The sequence below is a fragment of the Persicitalea jodogahamensis genome (genome assembly GCF_014651615.1).
GTDB classification, from domain to species: domain Bacteria; phylum Bacteroidota; class Bacteroidia; order Cytophagales; family Spirosomataceae; genus Persicitalea; species Persicitalea jodogahamensis.
On record NZ_BMXF01000003.1, the window covers coordinates 547713 to 571176 of the forward strand.

The window sequence follows — 23464 nt, forward strand, 5'->3', positions numbered from 1 at the left end:
GACACGAAGGCTTACCTGCCTGAGTGCTCACGGTTTCTACTCATTAAGAATTTTCTGGATCTCTACAAAGCTGATAGGCTTATCAATAAAGAAATCTACCCCCTTTTTCAATGCTTCCTCCCGAAGGTTGGTCATGGCACTCATCATGACGATTCGTAAATCGCCCATCCGCTTTATATCGCCGATGATGTTAATTCCTTTACCATCCGGCAAGTTATTATCAAGGAAAACCAGATCGGGGTGGAATTCTTCCACGTACAGGAGTCCGTCGTGAATTGTCGTAGCTGTCTTGACAGTGTTGGTAGTTGCCTTGCGACGAATAAAATTACCAATCAACTGACCTAGTTCTACTTCATCCTCAATTATAACGACTTTCATATTTTCTCTGCACAAAGGTGGGTGTGGATTTATTACTGCCCTAGTAATTGCGCATTCTGTACAGAAAAGCGTACCACTTCCTGCTATAAGTAAAGAATCCTGCCAGCCCTGGATTTGTTAATCGCTGGACGTTGATTCCTGGTTTCAGCAAATTGATCTTCACGGTGTGTAAAAAAATACACACTCTCGTAATAAACACCGTTCAAAACGGCTCGATAGCGTTTGGTATAGGTTTTTAGTCCCAATAAACGTAAATTTGATAATTATCACCTCTATTTTTAATCACCCATTTATCTAAACTGGATTACCATGAATAACAGCAAAGTTTTCTTCAGCATATTTATCGCCGCCGCCGTTGGTGCCACTGTTGGTATGCTATTCGCACCTGAAGACGGAACCAAGACTCGTAAAAAAATAAAGAAATCGGCGAATGATTGGGCTAATGAAGCCCTTGAAGCGCTCGAAAAAGGCAAGGCCAAGGTTCAGGATACGGCTGACCGTGTAGTGAGCAAGGCAAGCAGCTTTAAAAACGATGCTGTTGATGCCGCTGACGAGCAGATGGACGAAGCCAAAAGCACCGTCAATAAGATGAAGTAATGCTGGTATGCAGCTTTGCCAATTAAAAAGAGGTAACACTAAGTGCCAAGCTAGTGTTACCTCTTTTGGTAAGAGCTTAGCGGAATATTTACTCATCTCTAAACAACTGATCTATGATATTTAAAGATGCCAAAGAGAAAGTGGAGCTCACGTATCAGCATCTGATCGATTACGCCGAAGCTCGTTGGAATCTGATTGCCCTGGACGTTTCTGATAAAACTGCCAATCTTGTTACCTCTATTGTAATGGGGCTCATACTGGCGGTTCTGGGTCTGTTCTTTCTGGTCTTCGCCAGCATTTCGCTCGCGTTGTGGTTAGGAGAATTGACGGATAGTAGTGCGTTGGGATTTTTGCTGGTTGCGGTGTTGTATGGTTTGATCGGAGGGTTGGTGTTTGTTAATCGTAACAATTGGCTATTCCTGCCGTTAATGAATAATTTTTTGAAAAAACTTTACCGAAACAAAGATGATAAACTCATATGATGATCTGAAGGCGCAGCGGGCCAAGGCTCATAATGATTTGCAGCTGGCCAAATCACAGCTTGACGCAGATCAAAGGGAATGGAAGGAAGAAGCAAAGCCACTGGCGATTGTTTCCTCGGTAGCCAAGAAAATGGTTAAAAGTAAAACGGGTAAGAAGGGGCCGGTTGGAATGGGATTGCAAATGGGAATCAATGCTGTACTTGCCAGGACAGTTTTGAAGAAATTGCCTTTTCCGTTCAATTTGTTTGTTCCTCACATGGCCCAGAATCTTGCCTTCAACTACACGGACAAGTATGGCCGCGAAGTATTGATCAAGGCATTACACTGGATCAAGGACGTTACGGAAGAAGACGAGGAGATTCCCGAAACAACGGAGTTGGTGTTGGTCGAGTCAACCATTCCCCCAGTCTTAGTGGAGCCGCCGGTCGAAACGCTTCCCACGCCAGTCGAAGATCAACCCGTGCCCAACGCTGTTTCAGATACCTACCCACCCTCTGATATGATTCCTCCGGTTAACTGAGTCAGGGGGTAATGGCGGTGTTAAGCCAGAAATCACTGATTTTTTTTACGACCTCCTTCAGGTGCTCATAGCTGGAAGGCTTCACGACATAACTATTGGCGCCAAGCTCATAGGAAGAGAGTATATCGTCCGGAGCCTTGGACGTGCTGAAGACAATCACTGGTATTTTGCTCAGCATCTTATCTGATTTCAAAGCACGCAAGACTTCCCTGCCATCCTTTTTTGGCATGTTGAGGTCAAGAAGAATAAAACGGGTCTTGCCTTCGATGGGTGTGGCATTCAGGTGTTCGAGAAGTTGCTCACCATCTTCGAAGAACATCATCTCATGATGAATGTCGTTGTCCTCGAAGGCAGCCTGTACCAAAAAGCGATCGTCTGCATCATCGTCAGCCATCAAAATTATATTGAACTCCTCCATTCTTACCCTTTACACTGTTGATGAATTTTGGGGCAAATATATGTAAAATCTTGCACCTTTTCCTTCCTCTCCGTCGGCCATAATGTAGCCATTGTGGTTGGCAACTACCTTCCGGCAAATAGCCAGCCCAATGCCTGATCCCTGGTAGTCGTCCTGCCCGTGCAGGCGCTGGAAAATCACAAAAATTTTCTCGGCATATTCATTCCGGAATCCTATTCCGTTGTCCTTGATCACAATCTGGTGAAAAATATCTTCGAGCTGCGACTCCCTGATTCCGGCAATCGAACTCCCTGAAATTTCAGAACTGGTGATCACTATTTCCGGACACAGACCCGGCTTGCAGTACTTCAGGGAATTGGATAAAATATTTTCGAAAAGCTGAGTAAGCTGGTTGCCGTAGCCAGTCACTGTGGGAAGCGTATCCGATCGTATATCCGCATTATGTTCTTGCATCTTGCCCTTGATGTTTGCCCGCACATCCCTAAGGATATCGTTCAGGTCGACCTGCTCAATTTCCCTGGGAGAATCGATACTGCGGGAAAAAGCCAGTAAATCGTCGATCAGCAGCTGCATACGTGAGGCTGACTTTATTATCTTCCCCACGATTTGCTTTGACTCCTCTGTCAGGTTGTCTTTATTCTTGGTTTTCAATAAGTCAGCAAACGAACGAATTTTCCTGAGCGGTTCCTGCAAATCATGAGAGGCGACGTAAGCGAACTGTTCGAGTTCGGCATTTGAGCGATTGAGGTTTTCTACCTGATTTTCGAGTTCGATCCGGTACCCTTTCGTGCGTTTGAGTTCGCGTTCGAGAAGCAGAAACGAACAGAGCAGAAAGGCCAGGGCCACACCCATGATTACCCAGTTGAACCGGAAAATCTGCTGCTTGTAATTGTCGCGGCTGATGATGCGCTCCTGCATAAGCTTGTTTTCCACAGAAGCTATTCGATCCAGAATTTCGTTAAGATTCTCCGTTTTGCTTGTGCCGTTTCTGAGCAATGTCAGTTTGCTGCTCAGATCCAATTTGGCAGGATCCGACATGCCGAAATTCACCACCGATTTTTCATATAGTGCAAAGTAATGGCGGAGCGAATCGACCTTGGCATGTTGGGTAGGGCTATCCTGGGTCAGCTCGGATAGGTAATCAATTCTGTGGGGTACGGAGGCTAGCCTTTCCAGCATGTTTCTGCGGTTGACCGAATCGATCATGACCAAATACCCCCTTCCATAGTAAGTCACCTGATAAAGTCTGGTGCGTATATCCTGCACATTATCAAGTACCTCATGGGTATGATCAACTTTCTCAGAGTAAAAAATGAGCTCTTGATTGATGGAATGGTAGCTGATAGACAGGATGACGATCAGAAAAACGGAGATGCCAAAAAGGAATCTGATCGCCCATGAGAGTTGCTCCTCAGAAAGGGAACGTTTCAAAAAATGCCTTTCGGGGGAGATGTTCATGTAGGTGGGATGCTGACGGAGATTCTCCACAAAACTACTCAATTTGGGAAAAAACCTGCCCAATTTGTTTAACTTACAAAAAATTGTCCAGCATCGTGTCGGCTCTGAAAATGTTTACGATCCGCTAGCGAGGCCGCGTTTGATGGTTGTACTCAAACACTTCGGTTAGTAATGGGTTAAAAACACGGCCCGGAAGACAAGTGCTGGAACCAGATTTTCTAACCAACTTAAAAACTTACCTACTACTGAGCAATATGCAGAGACAAACGCAGGTTCAACGCCAGACGTTAAAGTACTCCCCCCTCCAGATTCAGATGCTTAACTTGCTGCATCTGACCACCCTCGAATTAGAGAACCGAATTAAAGAAGAGATGGAAGAAAATCCGGTTCTTGAAGAGGGAAAAGATGAAGCTGCCAAAGAAAAGGAAGACCTGGAAGATATACCCGACTTAGGTGAAACTGTCGGGGTGGGGAATGATGAAGTTCCGGAAGTGCAGGATTACTATGACTGGGACGAAATTCGGGATAACGACATCCCCGATTATAAGACTTATGCCAATAATTACTCGCCTGACGATGAAGTGTATACTCGTCCCATGGTCGAGATTGTGTCTTTTCGGGAAGAACTCAAAGAGCAGATCCATTTCCTGGACCTGAACGAAAGGCAGGAACTCATTGCCGATTTTATTCTTGATTCCCTTGACGAAGACGGGTTTTTGCGCCGGGAGTGCGACATCATTGCCGACGATATTTCCTTCGCGAACAGCCTTTACATCAAGGCCGAGGAAGTGGAGCAAATGTTGCACCTGATTCAGCAGCTTGAACCAGCTGGTATTGCGGCCCGCGACTTGCAGGAAAACCTGTTGCTTCAGCTCGACCGGCGCAATGTCGATACCTCTCAGTGGAAACTGGCCAGGAAACTGGTGGCCGACTATTTTCATGAACTGGGCACCCGTAATTACGATAAAATTATAAGGACGCTCGAGATCGAGGAGGATGAGCTTAAAGATGCCCTGCAGGTGGTAGTTTCCCTCAATCCCAAGCCCGCTTCCGGGCTGCGCAGTGATTCCAGTTTGAACCATTCCATCAAACCCGATTTCTTGATGCGCTATCTTAACGATGGCGACATTGAGGTGCAGCTTGCCTGGGGAAATAGCCCCGCATTGCGCATGAGTCGGGTGTTTACCAAAATGGCCGAAGAGAAAACAGATCGGGCCACCCGCCAGTTTCTAAAAAACAAGATCAATTCAGCCAAGTGGTTTATCGATGCCATCAAGCAGCGCGAAAACACGATGCTGAATACGATGAAGGCCATTGTGAAATTACAATATGAGTACTTCCAGACCGGAAACGTAAAGAAGCTCCAGCCGATGATCCTCAAGGATGTGGCCGAGATTATTGACATGGATATTTCGACGGTGTCACGGGTCACTACGAATAAATATGTGCAGACGCCGTTTGGCATTGTTTTGTTAAAAGACCTCTTCACTGAGGGAGTTGCCAGGGAGGATGGAACCGAGGTGTCTAACCGGGCCATTCAGGAGGCTATCAGGGAAATTGTGGAAGCGGAAGACAAACGTCACCCATTGAATGATCAGCAAATCACTGATTTACTCGCTAAGCGGGATTATCTGGTAGCCCGGAGAACGGTGGCGAAATATCGCGAACAACTCGGTATTCCGACTTCGCGACTACGTGTAGAGATATAGAATATAATTCCAAACAAAGTTATTGATGAAAAAAGTACTGGTAGTTGACGATGAGGCGGATATTTGCATGTTGTTGAAGCGCTTTCTTACCAAAAGCGGATTTGAGGTTGAGACGGCTCAGAACGGAAAACGGGGTCTTCAATTGGTTGAAGAGTTTAAGCCCGATCTGGTGATGACCGATTTTCGTTTGGGTGATATTACAGGAGCCGATCTGCTCGTCAGCATAAAGAAAAAACTCCCCCAGGTTCCGGTTCTTATTATTACCGGCTATTCTGATATCAAAACTGCCATCAGCGTGATGAGGCAGGGGGCATATGACTACATCACCAAGCCGCTCTTCCCTGACGAAATCTTGGTTACGGTTAAAAAAGCGCTTGCTGATGCAGACAACGAAGAGGAAGAAAGTACCGGGCAGGTATCTACCGGCAAAAGTACCTCCAAAAGAAAGTCGAAATTCTCTTCGGACTATATCATCGGCAACAGTGAGGTGTCAAACGAACTCTACCGCCAGATCGATCTGGTGGCTCCCACTAATTTTAGCGTGATACTTTACGGCGAAAGTGGTGCGGGGAAAGAAGCCATCGCTCACGAAATTCACAACCGATCACATCGAAGCAAAAAGCCTTTTGTGGCTATGGACTGCGGCGCTATTTCCAAAGAGCTGGCCGGCAGTGAGCTGTTTGGGCACGAAAAAGGGTCTTTTACCGGCGCTTTACAAACCAAAATCGGACACTTTGAGCTCGCCAACGGCGGGACACTGTTTTTGGATGAGGTATCCAACCTTACTTACGAAATTCAGATGGCATTGCTGCGCGTCGTACAGGAGCGGAAAGTGAGGCGCATAGGAAGTAATAAGGAGATCGACCTCGACGTGCGCATTGTGGTGGCCAGTAACGAGCGTTTGCTGGAACTTGCCAAAGAAGGGAAGTTCCGCGAGGACCTGTACTACCGTTTCAATGAGTTCAGCATGGAAGTACCTGCCCTGCGCGACCGCAAGGACGATTTGATGCTTTTTGCCAATGCGTTTCTCGATTCTACCAACCAGGAATTAGGAAAAAAAATCAAAGGTTTTTCGAAGGAAGTGGTCGAAGACTTCATGAATTACGAATGGCCGGGCAATTTACGTGAGTTAAAGAACGTGATCAAGCGGGCAACTTTGCTTTCAGCGGGCGATTACATCGAAGAAAAATCACTCCCTTTCGAGATTGCAAATTTTCAGAAATTGCGGGAGATGGATGAGGAATTCACGATACGTCCTGAACCCGATGAGCTTCCGACCGTTTCTGATCTTGATCCTAATCCGAGTTTGAAAACAGTAGCAAGTGAAGCAGAATATGACATGATACTTCAAGTGCTTCGTCAGGTAAATTTTAATAAGAGTAAAGCTGCCCGGTTGTTGAATATTGATCGTAAGACACTTTACAATAAGATGAAGCAATTTGACATGCAGTAATGGACAATGACATGACTGACCTGAAAAAAATATTTCATTCGTTCGGGATCAATCACCTCTTGAACGCATCTACGAGCGGGCTCCTGCTATTCAAAAAACAGGCCGATGGCGATGGGTACGAGTGTACGGTAGAAAACGAATCGGCGCGTCGGATGACGGGCCTGAAAAAGCTTAATGGAGCAAGCTGGGACAGCATTGCAGGGAAAAGGGCTGAAAACATGGCTGCAGGAGACGGCGTGATTTCCGGGCTGGATTTTGAATCCTACTTTGCTGAGACAAGTACCTGGTGCCGGTTGAGCAATACGCCCGTCAACGAAAACCATTTTCTGTGCACGCTTACCGACATCACCCGCTACAAGGAAATTGAGAATAAGGAGGATATTGTGCTGGAAATCCTGCGTGATGCAGAGAAAACAGTACAATTCGGCACGTATATCTGGTATCACACCAGTCAACAGGTAGAGTGGTCTGAAGGGCTCTACGTTTTGCTTGGTTATAGTCCAGCCGAGGCCAATCAATGCCCGGCGAGTATCGATCGGTACATCGAACACATTCACCCTGATGATCGTGAGCGCGTGTTGGCGCGTATGCCTGATAGTTTTGAAATTGACCAGCCTTCTGAGCTGGAATACCGGGTCATTACACTTACGGGCCAGGAAAAGTACATCCAAAGCCGTTCGCTATATCATCCGGGCGATGATGCAAATCCTCCTAAAATTACCGGCTGTGTGGTTGATGTCACCTCTATCAAGCGAGTTCGGAGCCAATTGATGGAGAAAGTCGAGGAATTAAACCGGTCCAACGGTGATCTGGAACAATTCGCCTACGTAGCCTCACATGACCTTCAGGAGCCTCTTCGGAAAATCGTTTCTTTCGGAGAACGTCTTGAAAAGAAAGGAAAGGAAACGCTGGATGAAGAGATGGGAATGTATCTCGACCGTATTCTTAATGCTACCCGCAGAATGCAGAGTATGATTAGCAATCTGCTCGAGTTTTCCCGCCTTACCCGGACCCGGCAGGGCTTTGAAAAGACGGATCTTAATATCATTGCCAAAGGGGTACTTAGTGATCTTGAACTGATCACCAGACAAAAAGAGGCTGTGATCCGCATTGATGAGATGCCCACAATAGAAGCTATTCCGAGCCAAATAGCGCAACTCTTTCAGAATCTGCTGTCGAATTCTTTGAAATTCACCAACGAAGCGATTCTTCCCGTCATTACCGTTCAATCTGAGGAGTTAAGTCCAACTGAACAAATTAACTACGGACTGCCGTCCGATCGGGCCTACATCCGGCTGACATTCAGTGACAATGGCATTGGTTTCGATGACGACGATGCCAGCCGTATCTTTACCATTTTTCAGCGGCTCAGAGGACGGTCGGAATATGAAGGTGCCGGTATCGGATTGTCAGTTTGTAAAAAAGTAGTTGAAAACCATGCTGGAATTATAATGGCCTCCGCCAGACCCGGCGCAGGGGCTACTTTTACCATAATACTTCCTCTCACCCAATTGTCCTGATACTATACGCAACGCTATCTGAATCCAATATGAAGCAAGAAAAGTCACTCCATGTCCTGTTGGTTGATGACGATGAGGATGATTTTATTCTAACAAGTGCGTGTTTTAATGAGTTGGCCGGCTGGTCATTCAAATTGGAGTGGTGCCCTACCTACGAAAAGGCAGTGGACAGCCTGACCCACTGCAAACATGACCTATATATTTTCGACTACCTGCTGGGCTCAAAAAGCGGAATTGATTTAATCAAGGAAGCAGTATCGCTCAATTGTCAGGAACCCATCATTTTGTTGACTGGCAAGGGCGACGAAAAAATCGCTGTTGAGTCCCTCCGTTTGGGAGCGGCGGACTACCTCGTTAAAAGCGATCTGGATGCGCCTATGCTCGAGCGCAGCCTTCGCTATTCCCTGGAAAGAACAAAAGTCGTAAAAGCGTTGCGGCAAAGCGAACGTCGCTATCGACGCATTTTCGAAGAATCGAAGGATATGCTTTTCATAAGCGATCTGGATGGCAGGATTCTGGATTTTAATGATGCGGCGGTAAGCGTTACTGGCGTAGAGGAGAGCGAGTTGCGAGGCCGGGAAGTTCAGGCTTTTTTTGAACCGTACGAAATCAATCCGGTTTGGGAAGTCATTCGGGCCAAGAAAGACGTAACGGAGCAAGAGATAAGATTCATTAATCAGGATGGGGAACGAAAGTTCGGCGTGCTTTCTGCCACCATTGAAAATGAAAATTTGGCTCCATACGTACAGGGACGGCTGCGCGATGCGACCAATCAGAAGCAGTCGGAGCGGGAGAGGCTTTTTTCGGAGAAACTAGCTGTAACCAGCCGCCTGGTACGCATGTTGGCTCACGAAGTGCGTAACCCGCTCACCAATGTCAATCTATCGGCCGAACAGCTTGAGTCAGAGTTGGAAGACGAGGACCTGAAGTTCTACACGGATATAATCAAGCGTAACTGTGGTCGCATCAATGACCTTATCACCCAACTGCTCCAATCTTCCCGGCCCGGTGAGTTCGCGCTGACAAGCGGCTCGCTGCATGAAGCTCTGGACTCCACACTGGCATCCGCGCACGATCGGTTGAAATTGAAGAAAATTCAAATCGAAAAACACTACGAAGCGGATGATTTCCAGATCGAAATGAATGCTGATATGCTCGGCATCGCGGTTCTCAACCTGATTACGAATGCCATTGAGGCTATGGAGGAAGGTTCCGGAATATTGAAAATAACGACCCGCAATGTGGACGATGAGGTGCAGGTTCTGGTTGCTGACAACGGTTCCGGTATCAGCGAAGAAAACATGACGAAAGTTTTCGAACCTTACTTCACAGATAAAAAATCGGGAATGGGAATTGGGCTGGCAAGTACCTTAAACATTGTGCAGACGCATGGCGGCCGCATAGATGTGCAGTCTCAGGAAGGAATCGGGACGGTATTTACCCTAAGCTTCCCGATTGCAGTAACAACCTAAGTTTTCAGGGACAGGTCACGGCAAAGATTTGGATTGCAGTGAGTACTGATGCCATACTCCTCCATTGATGCCCAGCCACAGATAACCCTTAGTCATGGTTGCTGCCCTGACATCCCCATTCACCCAAAGGCCGGATTCTGTCTGTGGGAGAAAAGTGAATTTTTTCTCTCCCCGGTTCAAAAATACCTGTCCTTTATTAGCATCACTCTTGCCGAGCCGGACCCGCGTGTGCGTGACGTTACCAACCAAAACCAAGTCGTACTTGCCGTCGCCGTTTACATCACCTACTGCAATGGCATGTACGGGTGAGAATTGTGCGACAGTAGGCAATGGTTTAAAAGTAAGCTGCCCCTCGTCATTCCAAAGAATACCCGTCCGAAGTTCGTGAGCTGATATCTGGCGTGCCTTCTCTAACTGGTTGGTATTCAAAATATCCCCCATCGTGGCTTTCGAGTAACCCATATAGTTCTGAAATGTCTTTTTCAGGTTTGGAATTTGATTGAGAATTTCATCACGGCTGGCGTAAGGGTATTCCTTCCCGTCAATCACCTGGCTCATTAGAGGTACTATCTGGCCGTTTTGCCCAAAATCCCCGTAGTACATTTTCAGTCCATCGCTGCTTGTGATATTGTATTGGGTATTTAGTCCAGCGTTTGCCAGAACGAAATCATCGTCCCCATCTCCATCCAGGTCAGCTTTGTACACCGTGTAGCTCAGGGTGGTAGTCAAATTTTTCGTAGAATTCTGACTCTCGCTAAATCTGCCCTTGTTATTCAAAAAAACGGTCGGTTTCATCCATTCCCCCGTAATCAGGAGATCAGGTAGTTGGTCACGATTGAGGTCGGTGAAAACAACACCTGTCACTAATCCTGAGAACCGGATAGCATCGCTAATGGTAAAGTTCCCGCGTCCGTCGTTCAGCCACAGGGATGACGGCTGAGATTCGGGATAACGTCCCGGAACACAATTGGCACCAATGAATACATCCTCATCACCGTCACCATCCACATCGGCCGTTACTACGGCTCTTGCATTCACCGGGGAGACAGGAATTTTATTGGATTTTACAAATTTCCCGTTATGATTGAGATAAAGGCGAGGCTGTAATAGCGGATCACCAACTGCCAGAGCGTAGCCAGAACTAACAACTATCAAATCCTGGTCACCATCTCCATCAGCGTCGAAAAATTGCGCGGCACCGTCTTCGAAATCCAGGTCGTCGTCAAAGGAAAGCTGAGGAGATTTTTCGAAACCGTTGTCAGTTTGTAAAAACAATACTGCCGCCTGACCACGCCCCCCTCCCGCGTAAATGTCGGAGCGTCCATCACCATTGACATCGCCCTGCGCCACACATGGTCCGGAATAGGAACGCATTTCGGGCAGCAAAGGCTGGATTCCAAAATCGTTGATTTGAATTTGCTCGTGCTGATAAGTGGTGTTTTCAAGCGTGAAGTAGGGAAGAGGGCGCGAAATATGCTTCGTGCCCGACAGCTTAGCCAGCTGATACTCGACGACTAGTTTTTGGTTTGCTACTGGATTAGATAAAACCGTCTTTTTGCCATCCGTCCAGCTAACTGTCACAGAATCAATTTTATTTGCCCGACCCAGCCCAAAGTGCAGTGGCCCGTAAGTGGCCGACTGAAAACCACGTACGGGCTGGAATTCCTGGTAGTAAGGTTTTCCTGACACCCATACGCTTACTTTTGCCCCGATTTTGAAAGCCTCAACTGGGGATTTCAAGGTGATTTGGGTGAATAGGGTGCTATCGGGTGTGTATTCGTTCGAACGGGTGTTATTCTGGTAGAGAAATGCCTGCTCGTTTATATTATTCACAATCAGATCCAGGTCTCCGTCATTATCCAGGTCAGCATAGGCAGCGCCATTGGACTGGCTGTTCTGACTAAAACCCCATGGCTTCGTCATTTTCTCAAATGACAGTCCGTCTTTATTTTTATAGATGTAATTGGGTACGCTGATAGCCGGCATTGAGTTTATTATTTCCATCTCAGTGGGCATTGGTGCACCATTCTGGATTTCGATTTGCTTATCCGTAGAAAATTTCAAAAACTCCATATTAGTATAATCCCGGGCGTAGCCATTGGTCACGAAAAGATCTTTCAGGCCATCGTTGTCAAAATCGGCAAACAAAGCGGACCAACTCCAATCTGTATTGGAAATCCCGGCCAATTGACCTACTTCTGAAAATGCAGGTACCGGAGTCTTGCCTGAAACGATGGTAGTTTCTGCATTGCCCAGATTCAGCTGGAGCATATTCCGCATGGTCTGGTCGTGGAAGCCTGAGCGGAGAAGCATTTGGTACTTTTCGTAGTTGTCGTCACCTGCCGTAAGCTTGATGCGATCATTCGTTTCGGGCAGCATATCAAGGGTGACGATATCCATGAGACCGTCATTATTGACATCGGCGGCGTCGGTACCCATCGAATAGAATGAAGTGTGTCCCATCGCCTCACGGACGACTTCCTTAAAAGTCCCGTCCTGTTGATTCAGGTAGAGGTAGTCATTCTCGTTGTAGTCGTTCGTAACGTACAGGTCCAGCCACCCATCATTATTAAGGTCGCTGACGTTTAAGCCCAGACCAAAGCTCAGTACATTACTCTTGAGACCTGCATCGCCCGAAATATCCGTGAATTTTCCATTGTCGTTGCGAAGTAGTTTGCTCCCAAATCGTGTATCTGTTTTCTCGCGGAAAGCACCGATAAGGTTACTGAATCCTGCGTACTCTTGAAGGGAGTGATTCAGCAGGAAACAATCCAGGTCGCCATCGTGGTCAAAGTCGAAAAAGGCAGCCTGGGTAGAGTAAGAGTCGTCCTCAAGGCCGTAGTCAGCGGCGCTTTCCTTAAATCGGACTGGCGCAATTGACCCTCCCGATTCGTTGGGCGAAGATGAGGCCGCACCTTGGTTGATGTAAAGGAGATTTCGGCGTAGTTCAGGATTATCCGCGGCAGAACGACAGACATAGATATCAAGCCAGCCATCGCTATTTATATCTACCAGCGATACCCCCGTTTTCCAGCCACCATGTTCGATTCCTGCTGAGGCCGTCACGTCCTCGAATTTCCAATTTCCCTGATTCAAATAAAGACGGTCAGCTACCATGTTTCCGGTAAAATACAGGTCAATCAGCCCGTCATTGTTAAAGTCGCCGGCTGCCACGCCACCTCCATTATAAAAATACCCGTATTTCAGGACGTTGATCTGTTCGGTTTCGGTCACGGTATTGACAAAGTCTACCCCCGTATCGGTACCATTGAGTAATGAAAATCGCGTACTTTCTTCTGACTGGCAGCCCAGAACTGAGACCCCAAACAGTATTATCGCACATTTGCGCCAAAAGCTATTGAATACCATCATTTTATCGAAACATGCCAGGGCGTACTTAATAATATAGCTTGTCTATATTGGAGATGATTACAAGAAGAGCCGCTCTTAGTACAAAGCGGCTCTTCTTGTATGGCAAAACATCGCAAATCTGTTATTTACTGCTTGTCCCACCAAAGTCGAGTGGCCGAATTATCCGGTCCACCGAGCAGTTTGATACCTGACTCCACGCCAGGGGCATTCGTATTAGACTCGCCTTGCGTGTAGGGAGTACGCCTTACGACAGCGTCGGCAGGTACTTCAGGATTTTCTGAATTAATTCTTGGGTAAAGCTTGGGATAACCCGTACGGCGATACTCTGCCCATGCCTCGTGGCCGTTAGGGTAAAGCGAGAGCCATTTTTGGGTAATGACCTGCTGTAGCTGCTTCTCAGGTGTGGCAGCCCATTTTACGGGAATGTCCGATACCGGTGCCGACTTCACGGCGTGACCCGCGTCCAGGGCGATGGGGGTAGTTGTGCCATTGATGTAAGCCTGAATGGCGGCGGCGTCCGTGATTCCCCATTGCTTCATGGAGGTTTCAATGCCCTTTTCGTAAAATTCCTTGGCCGTCCCCGGTCCCATGTTCCAGCCTTTCAAGGCGCCTTCCGCCTTCAGGAAATGAGCCTCGGCGGCATTCATAATCAGGAAGGGGGTCGTGAACTGATTGTCTGGCAGGAATCGGTCATTTACATTCGAATTATTACCGGGAGCATTCAAATCATTTCCCAGCTCGGCCTGCGAAAAGCCATTGCGCAGGCCTTTGAAGGTATTGGTTCCGGGAACGGGTGCGTAATACTTGCTCATGCGGGGATCATTATAGCCTTTCAAGGTACTTTCCATTGCCGCGCTCATCCTGAACTCATTCCAGGCTGTGGCCTGGGCCATCGGGTTGAGGGAATTTTGGGTTACCGTCAGAAATGCATCGTGGTCGTTGGTGGACAGGAGTCCGCCAGCGGCAGCCGACTCGGCCTCAGACTTAGCCAAGGCGGGTTCTACCTTGGACATCCGCATGGCCACCCGCAGTCGCATAGTATTGGCAAATAGGATCCACTTATCGACATTGCCCCCGTACACCTGGTCGTTGCTGCCCAAAACGTTTTTTCCCTCAAATGCTTGCAGACTGGCAGCTCCCTCTTTTAGTAGCTTTAAGAAATCCTTGTATATGGATTCCTGCGAATCGTAGGCAACGCTCTTTTCGCCATTCCCAACCTGCGAATAGGGGATCGGCCCCCAGTAGTCGGTTCGGGGAAGGAACATCTGTACTTTCCAGATATTCATCATGGCGTAAACCGCCGCATTTTCGCTTGCACCGCCCGGCCTGGTACTTTCCAGCACGCCCAGCATGGGCGAAATAGCGTTGCCGTAGAAACCATTCCAGGCGCCGTTGAGCCAGCCACCTACCATCACGTTGCGGTCGGAGGGGAAGTTGACAGCAGTGTTGGCAAAGAATTGGGACTGCAGGTCGGCAAACAGACTTTGAAAGGTTTGCCAACTGGCCTGGATGGAGCGATACTGCGCGGCTGCAAAGGCGTTTCCGACGCCAGCCGCATCGAGCGACGTAAGCTTGGACTTATCGGTGTTCAGTTCTTCAAAGCCATCGGTACAGGCATTGAAGCAGATCGTCATCACCAAAAGCAGAGCCGGGATGGTAAAAAATTTCAATCTTTTCATTTTCTTGATTTTTTGGGTTGACAATTCTTAGACTTAACTAAGAGAGACAGTACGGATTTTAGAAGGATAAGCTGAGGTTGACTCCAATGGTGCGGGTAGATGGCAGGGAGAAGGACTCTAATCCCACCGTAGTATTCTGGGCGCCCGCCGTCAGTTCAGGGTCAAAGCCATCGGCTTTGTTCATCAGGAAGAATAAGTTACGACCCACAAGGGAGAGAGATGCACCTTGAAAAGGTGATTTCTGAACCAAATCGGCCGGCAAAGCATAACTCAACGTGAGCTCACGAAGGCGAATATTAGACGCGCTATATGTGAACACCTCGCCCGCCGGCGTGTTTCTGCCGCCGACGCGCAGCCAGTATTTCTCGGCGGTAGTTGTGATGTTGTTGGCGGTGCCGTCTTCCAGCACACCAGGGAAGATATAAGACTCACGTCCCTCCAAAGTACCTTCCGGGATGCCATCTGCGTAAAGGACGGCGTTGGAGAACGACGACACGATGCCGCCAATGCGCGCACTGATGAGGAAGTTGAGTGAAAAGCTTCCGTAGGAGATTCGGTTGCTGATACCACCGATCCAGGTCGGGCGGGTGTTGCCCATATATACCGAAGTACCGCTGGTGATGCGGGGAAGCCCGAATTGATCGACCAGAATTTGGCCCTGATCGTTGCGCTCATACCCCCGGCTGTAAACTTCACCCAACGGACGGCCTTCAATCGCGCGAACGCTATTCATGAAGTCGCCGGCCAGGGTGTATGTTTTCAAATCGGGCGTGAGCTCAATCAGCTTATTTTTGTTGGCGGAGTAATTGACATCGATGTCCCAACGAAGCTTGTCCAGTCGCAATGGCGTAACGTTGAACGTCAGCTCAATCCCGGAGTTACGTACCAAACCCGCGTTGATATACTCCGTGGACCAGCCCGAAGCCGGAGGAATCGCCACCCGGAACAACTGATTTTTGGAATCACTGGTGTAGTAGCCGAGGTCAAAGCCAATCCGATCGCCAAAAAACTTCATCTGGATCCCTGCTTCGAGGGAGGTAGTAAGCTCAGGCTTCAAGCTGGGAAACGGCTTGACGTTATCACGGGAGATAAACCCGTTCGGGCCACCCGTTGAAAAAGTGTAAGTCTGATTCAGCAGGTAGGGGGCAGCGTCGTTACCCGTTTGGGCGTAAGTACCACGAAGTTTGAGAAAAGACACTGCCTGTGGAAGGGTGACCAAACTGGAAATGACCGCCGAGAAACCTACCGAAGGATAAAAGTAAGATTGATTGTCTTTCGGCAGCGTGGATGACCAGTCATTGCGACCCGAAGCCGAGAGGGTAATCGCGTTCTTAAACGTGAAATCCGCCGTAGCAAACACTCCCTGTTTCTCGGTCTGAATCACCGACCGATTGGACTGAGGGCTGCGGGCATTGGTCGTGATGAAAAGATTGTCACGGTTGAGGCCGCTGTTGTTAGTGTTCTGATCGAGGCGATCGCGAGTGAGGCGGTTGGCTCCAACGGTGGCATCGATGGAGAAATCAGGCGTAATCTCCTTACGATAGATGGCGAAAATATCCAGGTTTAATTCCGAAATTTCGCGCCAGCTAGTAAGGTAGTTTCCGTTGTCGGCGATCGTGTAGGTATCGTTGTAATATTTGCCCTCGTACTTATCCACATACCGGTCAAGTCCGGCGCGGCCCATGATGCTTAAGGCGGGCGTAATCTGGTACTTCAGACTGGAAAAACCAGTAATCCGGTCGCGTTGATCGTTGGTAAGTACCCGATTTTTGATCCAATAGGGGTTCTGGCCACCATTCGACCCGGGGTTCCAGTAGTTCTGACGCAGCTTTCCGGTACTTGGGTCAATGTAATCGTAGTTCATGGCGTCCTCCGTCCTGATGTTTCGGGGAAGACGGAGCACGTGTCGCTGTAAGTTTTCAAATGCCTCTCCCGTAAACTGCCGATTGTCGATTTTCTCGTTAAGGTACGTAATCTTCGAGTCGAGCGTCAGTTTTGAACCCAGATTATTGGTCAAACGCAGGTTGAATATGTTGCGCTTCAATTTGTTATTATCCACAATGCCTTTGGCCCCCACGTTTGTGTAGGAAAAGTACGTCTGGGCCTTGTCATTGCCACCCGTTACGGCAAGAGAATTCGATAACTGACTACCCGTTGAGTAAAAATCCTCGTAGTTGTTGGGCTGCGGAGTCATATTATAAGTTTGACCTGCCGTTTCGGGATCGTTTCCCCACAGCGCCACCGACTGACCAGTCATTTTAGGACCCCAGCTAAATTCCGAGCGGGGGCTGTACTGTCCGGCGCTACCCTGGCCGTATTCGTTTTGCAATTTCCGCAGGTACATGGGCTGTTCTGCCATAAACGAGCTATTGATGCTAACTCCCAAACCTTTGCGGGAAGAGCCGCGCTTCGTCGTGATAAGTATAGCACCGTTCGACGCCCGGCTACCATACAGGGCCGTAGCCGCCGCACCGCGCAGGATGTTCATGGCTTCGATATCGTCGGGGTTGACACTGCTCAGGCCGTCGCCACCATCGCGTCCGCCGTTGGCATTGCCGGGGCTGAAATTGCTGTTGTCCATGGGCACGCCATCTACCACGATCAGGGCCTGGTTGTTGCCTGAGATGGAGCGGTCGCCGCGAAGAACGATCCGGGATGAACTACCGGGGCCTGAAGCCGAACGAGCCACGTCGAGACCTGCCACCCGACCAATAAGCGAGTTGGCTACGTTGAGCTCCTTTGCCTTGGAAAAGGTCTTGGTGTCGATCTGTTGGGTGGCGTAGCTGAGGGTTTTTTCCTCCTTCGTAATACCCAGGGCAGTCACAACTACCTCACCCAAACTACGAACATCCGTGTCGAGATTGGTAGTTACCGTGGTTTGGCTAGCCGTAAAAGGTAGTTCTTTGGTGGCGTACCCCACAGTGGAGATGGTAAGAGTACCTGCTCCGTTGACATTAAGGGTAAAATTGCCCTCCGCATTCGTGTTGGTACCCCGGGTGGTGCCTTTCAAAAGAACGCTGGCCCCGGGGAGGGGTTGGCCGTTCTCATCGTTGATCGTACCACTCAGGGCGCGATCCTGACCGAAAACACTTCCCACCGATAGAATAAGTATGGAAAGCAATGTGAATAGCTGTTTTTTCATAAAGTTTGATAATAGGGTGATAAAGGAGGTTCAATTGGATTTCAAAGTACAAAATAAAATCTAGCATAGGTAACCTGCGGTTTAAAAAGCCGAAATAGTGCTTTTTAGGGATGATTTAATGATACTTAAATTTATTGGGGAACTTTTTACCACTCAAATTGTGGAATTCCCCAGTATAAAGGGCACAAAATACGGTGGTACAGGAATTTGATATTGGTTTGAAAATCAACAAAACCACGATCTGCTATGGAAATGCTCATCTTCTTCTTTATTAGTCTTATTGCCGGTGTGTTAGCCGCCTACTTGGTTGAGCAGAACCGCCAGAAACAAAGTGATGTTTATCATTTTCAGAAAAAACCAAACAACCAGTCAAATACTGAACGCCTGCTGAGGATTTCCCGTCATTTGAAATCAGCCTGACTTTTTGACCAGGGTACCGTTTTGGTAATCCATGGGAAAGTCAACTGAAAATATATCTTACGATTGCATCAATTTCAAGCCATCCCAGTGATGGCTTTTTTGTGTTTGGGCTCAGGGGTTCGTACTTTTCGAACTTATTGAATCCATCAATCAATCACTTTCTCCATGACATTCAATTGGCAAGGCGTCTTTCCCGCCCTCACTACCAAATTCACCCCAGATGACACCCTTGACCTGCCGGCCTTCGATCATAACCTGGAAGCCCAAATTGAGGCAGGTGTCGACGGAATTATACTTGGCGGATCCCTGGGAGAAGCCAGTACGCTCACCCATGAAGAAAAGGAAAGTCTGGTAAAACATGCCGTTGGTAAGGTTGGGGGTAAAATACCAGTAATCCTTAATATTTCCGAAGCATCAACCAAAGACGGAATAAAGGTGGCAGAATCTGCTGCCGACCTGGGCGCCAGCGGGTTGATGTTGCTTCCTCCCATGCGCTATAAGGCGGATGATCGGGAAACGGTTGCTTTCTTTAAAGCGATCGCCCAATCTACCTCTCTGCCAATCATGATCTACAATAATCCGGTCGACTATAAAATCGAAACTACCCCGGATATGTTCGAAGAATTGCTTGAACTTGATAACATTCAAGCCGTCAAGGAATCGACTCGTGAGGTGACAAATGTGACCCGCCTCCGTAATAGATTCGGCGACCGTCTGAAAATCTTATGCGGTGTAGATACTCTGGCCGTTGAGGAACTACTCATGGGCGCCGACGGCTGGGTGGCCGGGCTGGTCTGCGCCTTCCCGCGTGAGACTGTGGCCATCTACCGCCTGATCAAAGCGGGCAGGCTGGAAGAAGCTCGCCAGATTTTCCGCTGGTTTCTGCCGCTTCTGGAACTGGATCTTCACCCTAAACTTGTCCAGTATATCAAACTCGCCGAAGTTCATACGGGAATTGGTACTGAACGGGTGCGCGCGCCACGGCTTCCGCTGGTAGGGGAGGAGCGTAACCGGGTGGAAGGAATCATCAAGACAGGTTTGGCCAATCGGCCCAATTTACCTGATTATTTATATTTATGAAGCTTCCGAACCGGGCGAGCTGCATCCTGAAATTCAGGCCGTAATTTCTTTCCGGAAATTCGATCAAATTTTATAAAAACATTCTGTCTTTAACTGCTTCAGACCTTTGCAAAAACACTTTTTCTGCATCGATGCCCACACCTGCGGCAATCCCGTACGGGTAGTGACCGGTGGAGCTATCCCTCATTTGGAGGGGGCAACTATGAGTGAGAAACGCCTGCATTTCATGCGTGAATTCGACTGGATTCGGCGCGGCCTGATGTTCGAGCCTCGTGGTCACGACATGATGTCGGGCAGTATATTGTACGAACCTTCTGATCCGGCCAATGACGCGGCGGTACTTTTCATCGAAACGTCGGGTTGCCTGCCCATGTGTGGGCATGGAACCATCGGTACGGTCACGGTGGCCATTGAGCAGGGGCTGGTCACGCCCAAAGTACCGGGTACTTTGCGACTGGAAGTACCGGCGGGGTTGATCGTAGCTGACTATACGCAGGTAGGGAACAAGGTCAAATCTGTTAAAATTACCAATATCAAATCATATCTCGCCGCCGAAGGGATCACGGTCGAATGCCCTGATTTGGGAATGCTTACCGTCGATGTGGCCTACGGTGGGAATTTTTATGCCATCGTCGATGTCCAGACCAATTTTCCGGGTCTGGAACACTTCAAAGCTGAGCAGCTCATCGCCTGGGCACGGACACTGCGCGAGAGGATCAACGCCAGTCATAGCTTCGTGCATCCCGAAAACCCTTCGATCAATGGCCTGAGCCACATTCTCTGGACGGGTGAGCCATTGGATGCCAGTTCCACTGCCCGCAATGCGGTATTTTACGGTGACAAGGCTATTGACCGGTCGCCTTGTGGCACGGGTACTTCGGCCCGGATGGCACAATGGTACGCGAAAGGCAAGCTGCGACCGGGGGAGGAATTTGTGCACGAGAGCATCATCGGCTCCAAATTCATTGGGCGAATTGAAGATGAAACCGAGTTGGACGGCCATCCCGCCATCGTCCCCAGCATCGAAGGTTGGGCGATTATCCATGGTTATAACCATCTTATTCTGGATGATGAAGATCCGTATGTGCATGGTTTTCAGGTAATTTAATTTCTGAATATCGGAATAGATGAAAAGTGTAGGGATCGTTGGAGGCGGAGTAAGCGGATTGTTTTCGGCCTATTATCTTTTGCAGGAAGGCTGCGAGGTGACCATTATCGAGCGGGGCAACTTCGCCGACGGTTGCTCTTTTGGCAATGCGGGTATGATTGTACCAAGTCACATTATTCCACTAGCCCAGCCGGGGATGATTGCCAAGGGGATGCGCTGGATGCTGGATGCCCAAAGTCCCTTTTACGTCAAGCCGCGTATAAGCAGCGCTCTGGTAAAATGGGGCTATCTTTTTTGGAAAAAGTCGACCGAAAAGCACGTTCATTACGCCATCCCTCACCTGCGCGACCTGAGTTTGCTAAGCAAAGAACTGTATCAGGAGTTGGCCAGCCAGGATGATTTCGCTTTTGGCTGGGAAGAGAAAGGCCTGCTTATGCTCTTCAAAAATCCCGGTACCCGCCACGAGATGGAGGAGGAAGCTGCTGTGGCCAACCGTTCGGGCATCGAAGCGCGGCTATTGTCGGGTAAGGAAACCCAGGCATTGGAACCGCACGTTCAGTTGACTGTGGAAGGGTCTGTATTTTATCCCGGCGACGCCCATATTTACCCCAATCAGTTGATTGCCGGTTTGGTTAGTTATCTGAAAAAGAGTGGCGTGCGCTTCCTGGAAGATAATGTGGTGGAAGATTTCGAAATCCAAAATGAAAAAGTCAAGTCGGTAAAGACCGACAGCGGCAGCTATTCTTTCGACGAATTCGTTATTGCCGCCGGAGCCTGGTCGCCAATTTTGACCCAGAAACTAGGCATTTCGCTTTCACTCCAAGGTGGTAAAGGATATAGCTTTCTTGCGGAAGGCCTGGAAACCAAAATGCAAATACCTGCCATTATGCTGGAAGCCCGTACTACCGCCACACCCATGGGCGGCGGTGTCCGCTTTGCCGGGACGCTGGAAATCGCCGGGACAGACGAAACGATTAATATGAATCGCGTGCGTGGCATCCATCACTCAATCCGGCAATACTACCCAGATTTGGAAGTTGATTTTCCGGAAGAAGAAAAAGTGTGGAGCGGTCTGCGGCCCTGCTCGCCGGATGGTTTACCCTACATTGGCCGGGTGAAGAATTTCAACAATCTTACCCTGGCAACGGGCCATGGCATGATGGGCCTCAGTCTTGGTCCGGCCACCGGAAAATTAGTAGCGGATACCATTGCAGGAAACAAAGCAAGCGTAGGCGTCGAAGCTTTTGCGCCAGGAAGGTTCAACTAGTTATCGTCCTTCTACCGATAATACCTTCGTGTTGTTTTTCAATACCTTTAAAATGAGGTAGAGTACCGCACCTGCTACGCCAAGAATAAGCCAATGCCGATTGCGGAAGGTGATCTCACCGTAAAGGATGTATTCCCCTACGGCATCAAAAATGAAAAAAAGAATAAACAAAGCCGCAAAGCCATTCTTCTCCTGCCGAAGTACTTTTTTCAGACTGAACTCCAAATTCGGGTTCTTCCACTGGCCAAAATAGGGAATAATGGCGGGTGTCACTCCGGCCCAGGCCCGGAAATTATCCCCAAATTTGCCTTCAATGAATTGCTCCTCCGTGTACATAATGCGCTCGTAATACAGCCAGTATGCCAGTACGAAGGCGACGATGAACCAGGTGTTGGCCGTTAGCATGGCTACGCCCAGAAACATGAAGAAGTTTCCTACGTATAACGGATGCCGTACTACCGAGTAGATACCCGAAGTGTTGAGTGTATCGGCCACTTGCTCCTCCGTATTGCGGCCCGAAGTGTTTTTTGGGGTAAAACCCACCGTCAGGATCCTGATCAACTGACCAAACAGCCCCACGGCAAGGCACAAAAACTGGTATTCAGTCGAGGTATACGGTAGATCGGAAACCTGGGCGTGCTGCCAGACCATGTAAGCATAGACCGCCAATCCCATCCCCAGAATCACCAGGGGGAGGGTACCTCTATACTTAAAAAGCCAGTTGCCCTGGCGGTCAAACTCTTTTACTAACTCCATTTTACTGATCCCCAAATAGTACGTTGGCGGCGAAATTAATACTATAGGGTCAATATGGGGCAATCGAGAGGGGAGAAATCTCAACAGATCAATCGCACAGACACTTTGTCAAATCCATGATGTACTGGGCTTCGGCAACATCCAATTGAAGGAAATAGGACGATACCGTTAATGCTAGGAAGAAACCAGCCACTACACTACCTGTCAGAAATGCATACTTTTTGGGTTTTTCGGTATTTGCGAATGAGAAAAGTTCGTTGGGTTTATAGAGAACATTGGCAAAATAATAGGAAAGAATGAGCGATATGAGTGCTTTTCCCAGCAGTCCGGATAATGCCGTGCTTTTGCCCGAATCGCTTTTCCGCAAAGCCATTTCCTGGCAGCGAATGCATTTCTCGGCATAACTCAATAGCGATTGCTTGTTCTTTTCGCTAGTAGATACTCTATTAAATAGCTCAGAATAAAATCCCGAATTCAACTCAGAGACATCGCTGGCCGATTGAGTTTGGGCGTTTGCTTCTTGAAATGAAAAAAAAGCCACAAGGCCCAAAAGTACAACTCTGAGCCCTGTAGCTTTTTTGAAATTCTGGAAAAGATCAGCGAAGGTACTTTTCATCCCCTCAAATAAAGGAA

The 23464-nt window shown here is 48.4% G+C and carries 19 protein-coding genes; 11 read left to right on the forward strand and 8 right to left on the reverse strand.

Annotated features, from left to right (window positions below):
- Positions 1–36: 36 nt before the first annotated feature.
- Positions 37–378 (reverse strand): response regulator, encoded by a 342-nt coding sequence (locus tag IE117_RS17645; protein WP_189565796.1) that lies wholly within the window; start codon positions 376–378, stop codon positions 37–39.
- A 309-nt stretch (positions 379–687) separates the two neighbouring features.
- Between IE117_RS17645 and IE117_RS17650 the strand changes: the two genes are divergently transcribed.
- The 3 genes from IE117_RS17650 to IE117_RS17660 all read left to right on the forward strand — a co-directional run bounded on the left by IE117_RS17650 (position 688) and on the right by IE117_RS17660 (position 1977).
- Complete coding sequence (locus IE117_RS17650; RefSeq protein WP_189565797.1) at positions 688–975, forward strand: YtxH domain-containing protein; 288 nt, start codon at positions 688–690, stop codon at positions 973–975.
- Between the two features lie 113 nt (positions 976–1088).
- Positions 1089–1457 (forward strand): phage holin family protein, encoded by a 369-nt coding sequence (locus IE117_RS17655; protein ID WP_189565798.1) that lies wholly within the window; start codon positions 1089–1091, stop codon positions 1455–1457.
- Positions 1441–1977 (forward strand): hypothetical protein, encoded by a 537-nt coding sequence (locus IE117_RS17660; protein ID WP_189565799.1) that lies wholly within the window; start codon positions 1441–1443, stop codon positions 1975–1977. Before IE117_RS17655 ends, IE117_RS17660 begins: the two co-directional genes overlap by 17 nt.
- A 1-nt stretch (position 1978) precedes the next feature.
- Here IE117_RS17660 and IE117_RS17665 read toward each other — a convergent pair whose 3' ends face one another.
- Positions 1979–2371, reverse strand: coding sequence for a response regulator (locus IE117_RS17665; RefSeq protein WP_189565800.1), 393 nt, complete (start codon positions 2369–2371; stop codon positions 1979–1981).
- A gap of 33 nt (positions 2372–2404) precedes the next feature.
- Positions 2405–3883 carry a sensor histidine kinase gene (locus IE117_RS17670; protein WP_189565801.1) on the reverse strand — a complete coding sequence of 493 codons (1479 nt, stop codon included), beginning with the start codon at positions 3881–3883 and terminating at the stop codon, positions 2405–2407.
- Positions 3884–4107: 224 nt separating this feature from the next.
- Between IE117_RS17670 and rpoN the strand changes: the two genes are divergently transcribed.
- Genes rpoN through IE117_RS17690 form a run of 4 tightly spaced genes read left to right on the forward strand, consistent with a single transcriptional unit; the run spans position 4108 to position 10007 of the window.
- Positions 4108–5562, forward strand: coding sequence for an RNA polymerase factor sigma-54 (rpoN, locus tag IE117_RS17675; protein WP_189565802.1), 1455 nt, complete (start codon positions 4108–4110; stop codon positions 5560–5562).
- Between the two features lie 25 nt (positions 5563–5587).
- Positions 5588–7015, forward strand: a complete 1428-nt coding sequence (locus IE117_RS17680; protein WP_189565803.1) for a sigma-54-dependent transcriptional regulator — start codon at positions 5588–5590, stop codon at positions 7013–7015.
- Between the two features lie 11 nt (positions 7016–7026).
- Positions 7027–8535 (forward strand): sensor histidine kinase, encoded by a 1509-nt coding sequence (locus IE117_RS17685; protein ID WP_189565804.1) that lies wholly within the window; start codon positions 7027–7029, stop codon positions 8533–8535.
- Positions 8536–8564: 29 nt separating this feature from the next.
- Entirely contained in the window at positions 8565–10007 is a 1443-nt protein-coding gene (locus tag IE117_RS17690; RefSeq protein ID WP_189565805.1) for a hybrid sensor histidine kinase/response regulator, read from the forward strand.
- 15 nt (positions 10008–10022) lie between these two features.
- Here the strand turns inward: IE117_RS17690 and IE117_RS17695 are convergent, their stop codons facing one another.
- The 3 genes from IE117_RS17695 to IE117_RS17705 form a co-directional block, all read right to left on the reverse strand.
- Positions 10023–13379, reverse strand: coding sequence for a VCBS repeat-containing protein (locus IE117_RS17695; protein ID WP_229581080.1), 3357 nt, complete (start codon positions 13377–13379; stop codon positions 10023–10025).
- A gap of 125 nt (positions 13380–13504) precedes the next feature.
- Positions 13505–15058, reverse strand: a complete 1554-nt coding sequence (locus IE117_RS17700) for a SusD/RagB family nutrient-binding outer membrane lipoprotein (protein WP_189565807.1) — start codon at positions 15056–15058, stop codon at positions 13505–13507.
- A 58-nt stretch (positions 15059–15116) separates the two neighbouring features.
- Positions 15117–18200, reverse strand: coding sequence for a SusC/RagA family TonB-linked outer membrane protein (locus tag IE117_RS17705; protein WP_189565808.1), 3084 nt, complete (start codon positions 18198–18200; stop codon positions 15117–15119).
- Between the two features lie 246 nt (positions 18201–18446).
- Between IE117_RS17705 and IE117_RS17710 the strand changes: the two genes are divergently transcribed.
- From IE117_RS17710 to IE117_RS17725, 4 genes are all read left to right on the forward strand, one after another.
- Positions 18447–18620: a hypothetical protein gene (locus IE117_RS17710; protein WP_189565809.1), complete on the forward strand. Its 174-nt coding sequence runs from the start codon at positions 18447–18449 to the stop codon at positions 18618–18620.
- A gap of 165 nt (positions 18621–18785) precedes the next feature.
- Positions 18786–19700, forward strand: a complete 915-nt coding sequence (locus tag IE117_RS17715; protein ID WP_189565810.1) for a dihydrodipicolinate synthase family protein — start codon at positions 18786–18788, stop codon at positions 19698–19700.
- Between the two features lie 106 nt (positions 19701–19806).
- Entirely contained in the window at positions 19807–20808 is a 1002-nt protein-coding gene (locus tag IE117_RS17720) for a 4-hydroxyproline epimerase (RefSeq protein WP_189565811.1), read from the forward strand.
- A 19-nt stretch (positions 20809–20827) separates the two neighbouring features.
- Complete coding sequence (locus IE117_RS17725) at positions 20828–22075, forward strand: NAD(P)/FAD-dependent oxidoreductase (RefSeq protein WP_189565812.1); 1248 nt, start codon at positions 20828–20830, stop codon at positions 22073–22075.
- Here the strand turns inward: IE117_RS17725 and IE117_RS17730 are convergent, their stop codons facing one another.
- A complete protein-coding gene (locus IE117_RS17730) occupies positions 22076–22831 on the reverse strand; it encodes a methyltransferase family protein (protein WP_189565813.1) in 756 nt (251 codons plus the stop codon).
- An 88-nt stretch (positions 22832–22919) separates the two neighbouring features.
- Positions 22920–23204, reverse strand: coding sequence for a hypothetical protein (locus tag IE117_RS17735; protein ID WP_229581082.1), 285 nt, complete (start codon positions 23202–23204; stop codon positions 22920–22922).
- Positions 23205–23464: the final 260 nt, after the last annotated feature.

Bases quoted from the DNA above. Each gene is read 5' to 3' on its own strand.
- IE117_RS17660 (WP_189565799.1), top strand. From the start codon at position 1,441: ATGATAAACTCATATGATGATCTGAAGGCGCAGCGGGCCAAGGCTCAT.
- IE117_RS17665 (WP_189565800.1), bottom strand. From the start codon at position 2,371: ATGGCTGACGATGATGCAGACGATCGCTTTTTGGTACAGGCTGCCTTC.
- IE117_RS17735 (WP_229581082.1), bottom strand. From the start codon at position 23,204: ATGGCTTTGCGGAAAAGCGATTCGGGCAAAAGCACGGCATTATCCGGA.
- IE117_RS17695 (WP_229581080.1), bottom strand. From the start codon at position 13,379: ATGATGGTATTCAATAGCTTTTGGCGCAAATGTGCGATAATACTGTTT.
- IE117_RS17650 (WP_189565797.1), top strand. From the start codon at position 688: ATGAATAACAGCAAAGTTTTCTTCAGCATATTTATCGCCGCCGCCGTT.
- IE117_RS17730 (WP_189565813.1), bottom strand. From the start codon at position 22,831: ATGGAGTTAGTAAAAGAGTTTGACCGCCAGGGCAACTGGCTTTTTAAG.
- IE117_RS17725 (WP_189565812.1), top strand. From the start codon at position 20,828: ATGAAAAGTGTAGGGATCGTTGGAGGCGGAGTAAGCGGATTGTTTTCG.
- IE117_RS17690 (WP_189565805.1), top strand. From the start codon at position 8,565: ATGAAGCAAGAAAAGTCACTCCATGTCCTGTTGGTTGATGACGATGAG.
- IE117_RS17655 (WP_189565798.1), top strand. From the start codon at position 1,089: ATGATATTTAAAGATGCCAAAGAGAAAGTGGAGCTCACGTATCAGCAT.
- IE117_RS17715 (WP_189565810.1), top strand. From the start codon at position 18,786: ATGACATTCAATTGGCAAGGCGTCTTTCCCGCCCTCACTACCAAATTC.
- IE117_RS17680 (WP_189565803.1), top strand. From the start codon at position 5,588: ATGAAAAAAGTACTGGTAGTTGACGATGAGGCGGATATTTGCATGTTG.
- IE117_RS17645 (WP_189565796.1), bottom strand. From the start codon at position 378: ATGAAAGTCGTTATAATTGAGGATGAAGTAGAACTAGGTCAGTTGATT.
- IE117_RS17685 (WP_189565804.1), top strand. From the start codon at position 7,027: ATGACTGACCTGAAAAAAATATTTCATTCGTTCGGGATCAATCACCTC.
- rpoN (WP_189565802.1), top strand. From the start codon at position 4,108: ATGCAGAGACAAACGCAGGTTCAACGCCAGACGTTAAAGTACTCCCCC.
- IE117_RS17705 (WP_189565808.1), bottom strand. From the start codon at position 18,200: ATGAAAAAACAGCTATTCACATTGCTTTCCATACTTATTCTATCGGTG.
- IE117_RS17700 (WP_189565807.1), bottom strand. From the start codon at position 15,058: ATGAAAAGATTGAAATTTTTTACCATCCCGGCTCTGCTTTTGGTGATG.
- IE117_RS17710 (WP_189565809.1), top strand. From the start codon at position 18,447: ATGGAAATGCTCATCTTCTTCTTTATTAGTCTTATTGCCGGTGTGTTA.